Source organism: Streptomyces sp. IBSBF 3136 (genome assembly GCF_036815105.1).
Lineage (GTDB): Bacteria > Actinomycetota > Actinomycetes > Streptomycetales > Streptomycetaceae > Streptomyces.
In genome coordinates, this window is sequence record NZ_JAJSZC010000126.1 from 1 (window position 1) to 8,835 (window position 8,835).

Annotated in this window: 12 protein-coding genes, 1 tRNA gene and 1 pseudogene; 2 read left to right on the forward strand and 12 right to left on the reverse strand. The window is 71.7% G+C overall.

Translation table 11 applies throughout. The features are described from left to right. Positions 1-181 precede the first annotated feature (181 nt). From V7E45_RS24655 to V7E45_RS24690, 8 genes and pseudogenes are all read right to left on the reverse strand, one after another. The gene (locus tag V7E45_RS24655) at positions 182-1,096 is read right to left on the reverse strand and encodes an RNA polymerase sigma factor SigF (protein WP_333776383.1); all 915 of its coding nucleotides are present in this window, start codon (positions 1,094-1,096) and stop codon (positions 182-184) included. A gap of 312 nt (positions 1,097-1,408) precedes the next feature. Continuing rightward, positions 1,409-2,023 (reverse strand): annotated as a pseudogene (locus tag V7E45_RS24660) (SigB/SigF/SigG family RNA polymerase sigma factor); the annotation flags it as partial. Between the two features lie 216 nt (positions 2,024-2,239). Beyond that, positions 2,240-2,533 (reverse strand): Dabb family protein, encoded by a 294-nt coding sequence (locus V7E45_RS24665; protein WP_333776384.1) that lies wholly within the window; start codon positions 2,531-2,533, stop codon positions 2,240-2,242. A gap of 31 nt (positions 2,534-2,564) precedes the next feature. Continuing rightward, the gene (locus V7E45_RS24670) at positions 2,565-2,744 is read right to left on the reverse strand and encodes a hypothetical protein (protein WP_020940984.1); all 180 of its coding nucleotides are present in this window, start codon (positions 2,742-2,744) and stop codon (positions 2,565-2,567) included. A 172-nt stretch (positions 2,745-2,916) separates the two neighbouring features. After that, positions 2,917-3,001, reverse strand: a tRNA-Ser gene (locus tag V7E45_RS24675). Positions 3,002-3,046: 45 nt separating this feature from the next. Continuing rightward, a complete protein-coding gene (gene tadA, locus V7E45_RS24680; RefSeq protein ID WP_333776400.1) occupies positions 3,047-3,478 on the reverse strand; it encodes a tRNA adenosine(34) deaminase TadA in 432 nt (143 codons plus the stop codon). A 77-nt stretch (positions 3,479-3,555) separates the two neighbouring features. Continuing rightward, positions 3,556-4,095 (reverse strand): tRNA adenosine deaminase-associated protein, encoded by a 540-nt coding sequence (locus tag V7E45_RS24685; protein ID WP_333776401.1) that lies wholly within the window; start codon positions 4,093-4,095, stop codon positions 3,556-3,558. Between the two features lie 331 nt (positions 4,096-4,426). Beyond that, the gene (locus V7E45_RS24690) at positions 4,427-4,636 is read right to left on the reverse strand and encodes a hypothetical protein (protein ID WP_333776402.1); all 210 of its coding nucleotides are present in this window, start codon (positions 4,634-4,636) and stop codon (positions 4,427-4,429) included. A 138-nt stretch (positions 4,637-4,774) separates the two neighbouring features. Here V7E45_RS24690 and upp point away from each other — a divergent pair, with 138 nt between their 5' ends. Next, a complete protein-coding gene (gene upp / locus V7E45_RS24695) occupies positions 4,775-5,410 on the forward strand; it encodes a uracil phosphoribosyltransferase (protein WP_317444269.1) in 636 nt (211 codons plus the stop codon). A gap of 85 nt (positions 5,411-5,495) precedes the next feature. On the opposite strand, the gene V7E45_RS24700 is transcribed toward upp, so the two are convergent. Both V7E45_RS24700 and V7E45_RS24705 read right to left on the reverse strand, forming a co-directional pair. Then, entirely contained in the window at positions 5,496-6,137 is a 642-nt protein-coding gene (locus V7E45_RS24700; RefSeq protein ID WP_333776385.1) for a LytR C-terminal domain-containing protein, read from the reverse strand. A gap of 98 nt (positions 6,138-6,235) precedes the next feature. Next, positions 6,236-6,532 (reverse strand): type II toxin-antitoxin system VapB family antitoxin, encoded by a 297-nt coding sequence (locus V7E45_RS24705; protein ID WP_004943146.1) that lies wholly within the window; start codon positions 6,530-6,532, stop codon positions 6,236-6,238. Positions 6,533-6,647: 115 nt separating this feature from the next. Between V7E45_RS24705 and V7E45_RS24710 the strand changes: the two genes are divergently transcribed. Continuing rightward, a complete protein-coding gene (locus V7E45_RS24710) occupies positions 6,648-8,189 on the forward strand; it encodes a helicase HerA-like domain-containing protein (protein WP_333776386.1) in 1,542 nt (513 codons plus the stop codon). An 18-nt stretch (positions 8,190-8,207) separates the two neighbouring features. Here V7E45_RS24710 and V7E45_RS24715 read toward each other — a convergent pair whose 3' ends face one another. Next, entirely contained in the window at positions 8,208-8,342 is a 135-nt protein-coding gene (locus tag V7E45_RS24715; protein WP_333776387.1) for a hypothetical protein, read from the reverse strand. A gap of 48 nt (positions 8,343-8,390) precedes the next feature. Further along, complete coding sequence (locus V7E45_RS24720; RefSeq protein WP_333776388.1) at positions 8,391-8,714, reverse strand: hypothetical protein; 324 nt, start codon at positions 8,712-8,714, stop codon at positions 8,391-8,393. Between the last annotated feature and the right edge of the window lie 121 nt (positions 8,715-8,835).

Consider the following 8,835-nt stretch of genomic DNA (forward strand, 5'->3'; position numbering starts at 1 on the left):
GCCGTGTAGCCGCCCCCGCCCGCGCCGCCCCCGCACGCGGCCGGCACCGCGCCCAGACACACGACGGCCGCCGACGCTGCCGTAACGGCGCCTCGGCGGCCATGTGTCCATGTCGTCGTACGAAGCATCCCGGTACGAAGCATCCGGCCATGGTGGCTGACGCTCCGTCAGTTGGGAAGGCTCAGTCGGAGATGAGTCCCTCGCGCAGCTGGGCCAGGGTCCGGGTCAGCAGCCGGGAGACGTGCATCTGGGAGATGCCGACCTCCTCGCCGATCTGCGACTGGGTCATGTTGGCGAAGAAGCGCAGCATGATGATCCGGCGCTCCCGGGGCGGCAGCTTGGCCAGCAGCGGCTTGAGGGACTCGCGGTACTCCACACCCTCCAGCGCCGTGTCCTCGTAGCCCAGCCGGTCGGCCAGGGAGCCCTCGCCGCCGTCGTCCTCGGGGGCCGGGGAGTCGAGCGAGGAGGCGGTGTAGGCGTTGCCGACCGCGAGGCCGTCGACCACGTCCTCCTCGGAGACGCCGAGGACCGTCGCCAGTTCCGCCACCGTCGGGGAGCGGTCCAGCTTCTGGGAGAGCTCGTCGCTGGCCTTGGTGAGGGCCAGGCGCAGCTCCTGGAGCCGGCGCGGCACGCGCACCGACCACGAGGTGTCGCGGAAGAAGCGCTTGATCTCGCCCACGACCGTCGGCATCGCGAACGTCGGGAACTCCACGCCCCGTTCGCAGTCGAAGCGGTCGATCGCCTTGATCAGGCCGATCGTGCCGACCTGGACGATGTCCTCCATCGGCTCGTTGCGCGAGCGGAAGCGGGCCGCCGCGTAGCGCACGAGGGGGAGGTTCAGCTCGATCAGGGTGTCCCGGACGTAGGCGCGCTCGGGGCTGTTCTCGTCGAGTGCGGCGAGCCGCAGGAACAGGGAGCGGGACAGGGTGCGGGTGTCGATGTCCGCCGGTGCCGGTACGGCCTCGGCGGGGACGGGCGGCGCCGGCACGGCGGGGAGAGCCGTGACGTCATCGAGCACGTCGAGAGCGTCGAGCTGCTTGGGCGCTGCCTCGCTCGTCGGCGTGAGCACCTTCGAGCTGCCCTGGTCTGCGGACATGCCACCCCCTTTGGGTCGCGGGACGGTCGCGGCGGCGATGCCATTCGAGCAACGCAGCCTTCACCTGAATACCGGAGCCGGAGGTCCGGCAAACGCGCTTCCGGAAGAATGTCACATGTCGGCAACACGCTGTAGTGACATGTCGACACGTCAGATGCGAATAGACCCTGGAAAGACGGGGTCTGACGGTATTTCGGGGCACAACTGTCGGGAACCGCCCTGGTGAGCGATTAGCTCGTGCCGGTTACCGCTCGATCCTGCTTTCGACCCGGTGCGATCTGGTGTGTTCCGGACCGTGCTCCCGTGCGCCGGTCATGCCTCGATCCGATTGGCCGACCGCAGCCGTTGGAAGCTACGCGCGAGTAGTCGCGAGACGTGCATCTGGGACACACCCAGTTCCGCGCTGATCTGGGACTGGGTGAGATTGCTGTAGTAGCGCAGGAGAAGGATTCTCTGTTCGCGTTCGGGGAGTTGGACCAGGAGGTGGCGGACCAGGTCGCGGTGCTCCACGCCGTCCAGGGCCGGGTCCTCGTAGCCGATGCGGTCCAGCAGGCCCGGCAGCCCGTCGCCCTCCTGCGCGGCCTCCAGGGAGGTGGCGTGGTACGACCGGCCCGCCTCGATGCAGGAGAGCACCTCCTCCTCGCTGATCCGCAGCCGCTCGGCGATCTCGGCGGTCGACGGTGAGCGGCCGAAGGCGGTGGTGAGGTCCTCGGTGGCGCTGTTGACCTGGACCCACAGCTCGTGCAGCCGGCGCGGCACGTGGACCGTGCGGACGTTGTCCCGGAAGTACCGCTTGATCTCGCCGACGACGGTCGGCATCGCGAAGGTCGGGAACTGCACGCCCCGCTCGGGGTCGAACCGGTCGATGGCGTTGATCAGGCCGATGGTGCCGACCTGGATCACGTCCTCCATGGGCTCGTTGCGGGAGCCTCCTCCTGGGGCGGCGCAGTACTGGCCGACACGGTCAACGCCACCTCTTCATCGGTCAATCATCCGTCAAAAGCGGTCATAGCATCACAAGACATGTGCACTGTGTGCAAGCACCCGATAACCCCGTGTTGTGGCCCGGCGGCGCCAAGTTGGGGCCCCGGACACGCGAAAGCCCCCCGCCTTTCCGGGCGGGGGGCTGCGGTGTCCGGGGGCTCAGAACTCGTAGTCGGCGATCACCCACGTGGCGAACTCCCGCCACAGGGCGACGCCCGCCTGGTGGGCCGGGTGCTCCAGATAGCGCCCCAGCGCGTCCGTGTCCTCGACCGCCGAGTTGATCGCGAAGTCGTAGGCGATCGGCCGGTCGCTGATGTTCCAGGCGCACTCCCAGAAGCGCAGCTCCTCGATCTGGCCGCCGAGCGCCCGGAAGGCGGCCACGCCCGCGACGACCCGCGGATCGTCGCGCTCGACGCCCTCGTTGAGCTTGAAGAGGACCAAGTGGCGGATCATGGGGTGTACCTCGGCTTCCTCGGCGGACTGCTCAGTTCTTCGCCCCGTCGGCGAGCCAGGTCATGAAGTCGCCTATGGCCTTGGCCGCGTCCGAGATGCCCTCGAAGGCTATCTGGACGTAGTCGGCCGCCTTGGCCGGGTCCGTGATGATCACGTACAGCGCGAAGACCACGAGCACGTACACGGCGATCTTCTTGGCGTTCACCGCCACCGCGGCCTCCCCTGTGCCTGTGCCCCCTGGGCTCTGTTGCCGGCGGCGAGTGTAACCGCCACACCCCCCGAAGGGACCAACGGCCCGGCCGCCGGGGACTCTTGTCCCGTGGCCCACCGGACCCGCGGGGCAAGCACGAAGGGCCCCGTCTCGCGACGGGGCCCTTCTGAAGCGGTAGCGGAGGGATTTGAACCCTCGGTGACTTGCGCCACACTCGCTTTCGAGGCGAGCTCCTTCGGCCGCTCGGACACGCTACCGAGGGAGACCCTACAGCAAGGTGGGGCATGGTCTGAAATCGGTATTCAGCGGTCCCGGAAGAACGCGGTGAGAAGCCCGGCACACTCCTCGCCGAGGACGCCCTCGACGACCTCGGGCCGGTGATTGAGCCGGCGGTCCCGCACGACGTCCCACAGAGAGCCGGCCGCTCCCGCCTTGTCGTCACGGGCGCCGTAGACCACCCGGTCCACGCGGGACTGCACGAGCGCGCCCGCGCACATCGTGCACGGTTCGAGGGTGACGACCAGCGTGCAGCCGGTCAGCCGCCACTGGCCGAGCGCGGCGGCGGCCCGCCGGATCGCGAGCACCTCCGCGTGGGCCGTGGGGTCGCCGGTGGCCTCGCGTTCGTTGTGCCCGGCCCCGAGCACCGTCGTGCCGTCCGGGGACAGCACGACGGCGCCGACGGGGACGTCCGCACCCCGTACGGCCAGCTCCGCCTGGTCCAGGGCGAGCCGCATCGCGGCCCGCCAGCGGTCGCGCACCGGGTCGGGTGCCCGCCGTGCGGCCAGGTGGTTCTCGGGCGGTCCGGGCGTGCTCAGCGGACGGTCTCCAGCACCTCCGAGGCGCCCAGGGCCTCGGCGATCTCGGCCAGCGCGTCGTTCGGGTCGAGGCCGCGCAGCTCCTTCTCGCCGACGCCCAGGTCGTCGAGGATCCGGCCGTCGCCCACCGGGCCGTGCGGCACGGCGCCCGCGGCGGCGGGCTCCTCCTCGTCGTCGGACTCCTCCTCGGACTCGCCGTCCTCGGTGCCGTCGAGGTCGAGGGCGTCCAGGTCGGGCCCGTCGTCCGTGCCGGGCTCCCGGCCGAGCAGCTCGTCCGTGAGCAGCAGCTCCCCGTAGGCGCTGCGGGCGGCGGCGGCCGCGTCGGAGACGAAGATGCGAGGGTCCTCCTCGCCGTCGACCCGGACGAGACCGAACCAGGCGTCCTCCTGCTCGATCAGGACGAACACCGTGTCCTCGTCGGGAGAGGCTTCCCGGGCCAGGTCGGCCAGATCCGACAGGGTCTCCACATCGTCGAGCTCTGTGTCGCTCGCTTCCCACCCGTCTTCGGTGCGCGCGAGCAGTGCGGCGAAGTACACCGTGACTCTCCCACTGGTCATAGGCGTGCCGGTTGGGGGTCCCCCCGGCGGAGGTGCTGAGCGGGGAGAGCTGTGCTCCGAGCCCCGCCCACTCGGAATCGTGGCAGAAACAAGGCGTTCAGGGGACGTCTTCGGCCCCCTGTGTCCGGCTCTTTCGATCGTGCGCCCGCATCCGGCGGGTGCACGACCCACCGGCGCGCTCGTTGCCGCCACCAGCGGATCGTACGCGGCTTTTCCGGGGGCCCACGCACTCCGTCCCGGGCCACCGGTGTGGGCGATGATCTTCCTTACCAGAGTCTTTCCTGCCGGGATCGTACGACGACGGCCTGCCCTACCAGCGGAACGTCCGCATCCGCATGGCGTGCCGGAGCCGGGCGGCCTTGGCGCGCCGGGGCTGCACGCGGTCGCGCAACGCGCGTGCCTCGGCCAGGTCGCGCAGGAACTGGGCGCGTCGGCGCCGACGCTGGGCCTCGGTCTCGGGCTGCCCCGGACCGACGGCATCCTCGGTGCGCGCGGCGGCATCGGTCTTGTGGTCAGGCAGTTCAGGCACAGTCACACCACCCCGGGTCCGTCCCTCCCACTTTCCCTCGGACGGGGGGTTTGATGCCAGGCCAATGCGGGGTCGGCGCGGCGTCGGTGCCAGCGCGAGGGGGCGTCGGGCACGGTTACTGTTAGGGACATGCGTCTCCACGTCGTCGACCACCCACTGGTCGCCCACAAGCTCACCACGCTGCGCGACCAGCGCACCGACTCCGCGACCTTCCGGCGCCTCGCCGACGAGCTGGTCACCCTGCTCGCCTACGAGGCCACGCGCGACGTGCGTACCGAGGCCGTCGACATCCGCACGCCGGTCGCGTCGACCACCGGCGTGAAGCTGGCCCGCCCCCGGCCGCTGGTGGTGCCGATCCTGCGGGCCGGCCTCGGCATGCTGGACGGCATGGTGCGGCTGCTGCCGACCGCCGAGGTGGGCTTCCTCGGCATGATCCGCAACGAGGAGACGCTGCAGGCCTCCACGTACGCCTCGCGCATGCCGGAGGACCTGTCCGGCCGTCAGGTGTACGTGCTCGACCCGATGCTGGCCACGGGCGGCACGCTGGTCGCGGCCATCCAGGAGCTGATCAAGCGCGGCGCCGACGACGTGACCGCGGTGGTCCTGCTGGCCGCCCCCGAGGGCGTCGCGGTCATGGAGCGCGAGCTGGCGGGCACCCCGGTGACGGTCGTGACGGCGGCCGTCGACGACCACCTCAACGAGCACGGCTACATCATCCCCGGCCTCGGGGACGCGGGCGACCGGCTGTACGGCGCCGCCGAGTAGTCCCGCCGGGCGGACCCCGGCGTTTCCCTCAGGCACGGTCACCGGGCTCGGTGACCGTGCCTGCGTCGTCCTGGCCCCGCCTGGGTCAGCAGTGCTTCTTCTTCGGGGTGGCGGGGGTCTGGCCGGCCTTGGCCAGGGTGGTCAGGGCCTGGTCGGCGGCCGGGCGCGCGGTGAGGTTCTTGAAGCCGTCGCCGATGATCAGGTCCACGTCGGTGCCCTTGTGGGCGGCGTCCGTGCGGCGCTCGGCGCCGGTCAGCTGGGTGGCGAGGACGGGCAGCGAGCTGTTCAGCGCGGAGGCGGGGCCGAGGAGCACCCCGGTGCCCTTGACCTTCTTGTCGAACTCCTTGGTCGCGTTGCCCACGTGCCCGATCCGGAAGCCGCGCTTCTTCAGCTCGGCCGCCGTGTCCTTGGCGAGCCCGCCGCGGGGGGTGGCGTTGTAGACGTTCACCGTGATGTCGCCGGGCTTGGGCAGCGCCACGACCTGGGCGGCGGTCTGCGCCTTGGTGCGGCAGTCCGCCTTGGTGCCGGCCGCCGAGTCCTTCTCGCCACCGCCCGTGAAGACGTCGATGAGCTGCAGCGTCCCCCAGCCGATCAGGCCGAGCGCGGCGACGGACGCGAGGACGGCCAACGCGAGCCTGCCGCGCCGCCGCGGCCGGCGCATCCGCGGGTATTTGTCCCCCGTGATGCGGTACTGGCCGCCCATGCCGGGGGGAGTCAGCATGCTCATGAGCGCAGCGTAGTGTGCGCGAGCGGCGATGCCTATTAAATGATCAGTAGACGCCGCTCAGCGGAACCCGAAAGGGGCAACGGGCGTGTCGCGCCGGGTCAGTCGAGTTCGAGCACGCGCGCGTGCAGCACCTGGCGTTGCTGTAGGGCGGCGCGGACCGCACGGTGCAGGCCGTCCTCCAGGTACAGGTCGCCCTGCCACTTCACGACGTGCGCGAAGAGGTCGCCGTAGAACGTGGAGTCCTCGGCCAGCAGGGTCTCCAGGTCGAGCTGCTGCTTGGTGGTCACGAGCTGATCGAGGCGGACCGGGCGCGGCGCGACGTCCGCCCACTGCCGGGTGCTTTCCCGGCCGTGGTCGGGGTACGGCCGGCCGTTTCCGATGCGCTTGAAGATCACACGGAAAGCCTACCGGTCAAGACCTTCCGGGCGCAGCCATGGCGCCGTAGTGCGACGCTGGAAAAGCCGTATCCAAACGGGTGATAACGGTAACTACCGGGAACAGGGGCCGGAGATGAGTGACAGCGAGACGCTGCCCGCCGGGGCTCGGGAGATCGCCTCCGGGTACGCCTTCACCGGGCCCGCCCTCGATCTCGGCGCCCTCCTCTGGGACGGCCGCTGCCACCCGGGCGCGCCGGTGCGCGTCCCGTTGTCGGTGCTCAACCGGCACGGTCTGGTCGCGGGCGCCACCGGCACCGGCAAGACCAAGACGCTCCAGCTCATCGCCGAGCAGTTGTCGGCGCAGGGCGTCCCGGTCTTCCTCGCGGACATCAAGGGCGACCTGTCCGGCATCGCCCGGCCGGGGCAGCCGGGCGACCGGGTGCGGGGGCGCGCCGCCGAAGTGGGGCAGGAGTGGACCCCGGCCGGCTTCCCGGCCGAGTTCCTGGCGCTCGGCGGCCTCGGTCACGGCATCCCGGTGCGGGCCACGATCACCGCCTTCGGCCCGGTGCTGCTGTCCAAGGTGCTCGGCCTCAACCGGACCCAGGAGCAGTCCCTGGGCCTGATCTTCCACTACGCCGACACCAAGGGCCTGGAACTGGTCGACCTGAAGGACCTCAGGGCGGTCGTCGCCTTCCTGACCTCCGACGAGGGCAGGGCCGAACTGCGGGACATCGGCGGCCTGTCCACCGCCACGGCCGGGGTGATCCTGCGCTCCCTGACCGCCTTCGAGGCGGAGGGCATGGCGGACTTCTTCGGTGAGCCGGAGTTCGGCACGGCCGACCTGCTGCGCACGGCGCCGGACGGACGGGGTGTCGTCTCGGTGCTCGAACTGCCCGCCGTCCAGGACCGGCCGCGGCTGTTCTCGACGTTCCTGATGTGGCTGCTGGCGGACCTCTTCCACGACCTGCCGGAGGTCGGCGACGTCGACCGGCCCAGGCTGGTCTTCTTCTTCGACGAGGCCCATCTGCTGTTCGGCGACGCCTCCAAGGCGTTCCTCGAGTCGATCACCCGGACCGTACGTCTGATTCGCTCGAAAGGAGTGGGCGTCTTCTTCGTCACGCAGTCCCCGAAGGACGTGCCCTCCGATGTCCTCGGGCAGCTCGGCAGCCGGATCCAGCACGCCCAGCGGGCCTTCACCCCGGACGACCAGAAGGCCCTCGCGGCCACCGTGAAGACCTTTCCGAACTCCGCCTACGACCTGGCGGAGCTGCTCACCGGTCTGGGCACCGGCGAGGCCGTGGTGACCGTGCTCGGCGAGCAGGGCGCCCCGACCCCGGTCGCCGCCACCCGGCTGCGCGCTCCCGAGTCCCTGATGGGCCCGGTGGACGCGGACGAGCTGGACCGTGAGGTGCGGGCGTCCGCGCTCCACGGGCGTTATGCACAGGCTGTGGATCGCGAGTCGGCCTACGAGCGGCTGGCCGCCCGGCGGCCCGCGCCGCCCGAGGCCGGGCGGCCGTCCCCCGGCCCGCGCGCGAAGGCGCCCGAGAAGGAGCCGTCGCTGGTCGAGGAGGTGGTCGGCAGCGGCATGTTCAAGTCGCTGGCCCGCTCGGTCGGCACCCAGCTCGGCCGGGAGATCACCCGCTCGCTGTTCGGTACGGCCCGGCGGAGGCGGTAGGCCGCCCCCGCCGGTGGGTCAACGGGCGTCCTCCTCCTCTCCCTTCTCCGGCCGCCGCTGCGGCGGGTTCTCGCCTTCCGGCCGGGGCGGCGCGCTGCGCCTGGCCTCCGCGCGCAGCAGGGCGCGCAGGACCGCGTACGGGTCTGTGGGCATGGCTGTGTTCCTCGCGTCGGGCTGACTGGCCTTGCGGAGCGGGCCCGGTCAGCAGCGCAGGACCACCGTGCGCAGCAGGGGCACGGCCGACGGCGGCAGCGGCACGGCGGGACGCGGGCCGGGCGCGGGTCGCGCGGGGGCCGGCGCGGCCGCCGGGGGCGCCGTGCGGTCGGCGGCGTCGGGCTGGTGCAGGGCGCGGGCGGGGGGCCGCAGCGGCGAGTCGAGGACGTCGTGCTCGGCGGTCCCGGCCGGCACGGACAGGGCGGGGGCCGCCGTGGCCTGCACATGGGCGCCGGGCACCCACAGGGCGAGGAGCAGCACCAGCACCCGCAGCCGGGCGCGGGTACGGGGGAGGCCCGGGGTGCCGCTCACGGCTGGTCTGTGCCCGCGCGGCGCCATCCACGCACCGCGCGGCGCACCAGAACCGCCCGCTCGGCCCAGCGCCGGGCTCGCACCGTGCGCGGGCGGGGCGCCGGGCTGACATGGTGTGTTC

Bases quoted from the DNA above. Each gene is read 5' to 3' on its own strand.
- V7E45_RS24655 (WP_333776383.1), bottom strand. From the start codon at position 1,096: ATGTCCGCAGACCAGGGCAGCTCGAAGGTGCTCACGCCGACGAGCGAG.
- V7E45_RS24665 (WP_333776384.1), bottom strand. From the start codon at position 2,533: ATGATCCGCCACTTGGTCCTCTTCAAGCTCAACGAGGGCGTCGAGCGC.
- tadA (WP_333776400.1), bottom strand. From the start codon at position 3,478: ATGCGGCTCGCCCTGGACCAGGCGGAGCTGGCCGTACGGGGTGCGGAC.
- upp (WP_317444269.1), top strand. From the start codon at position 4,775: ATGCGTCTCCACGTCGTCGACCACCCACTGGTCGCCCACAAGCTCACC.
- V7E45_RS24700 (WP_333776385.1), bottom strand. From the start codon at position 6,137: ATGAGCATGCTGACTCCCCCCGGCATGGGCGGCCAGTACCGCATCACG.
- V7E45_RS24710 (WP_333776386.1), top strand. From the start codon at position 6,648: ATGAGTGACAGCGAGACGCTGCCCGCCGGGGCTCGGGAGATCGCCTCC.
- V7E45_RS24715 (WP_333776387.1), bottom strand. From the start codon at position 8,342: ATGCCCACAGACCCGTACGCGGTCCTGCGCGCCCTGCTGCGCGCGGAG.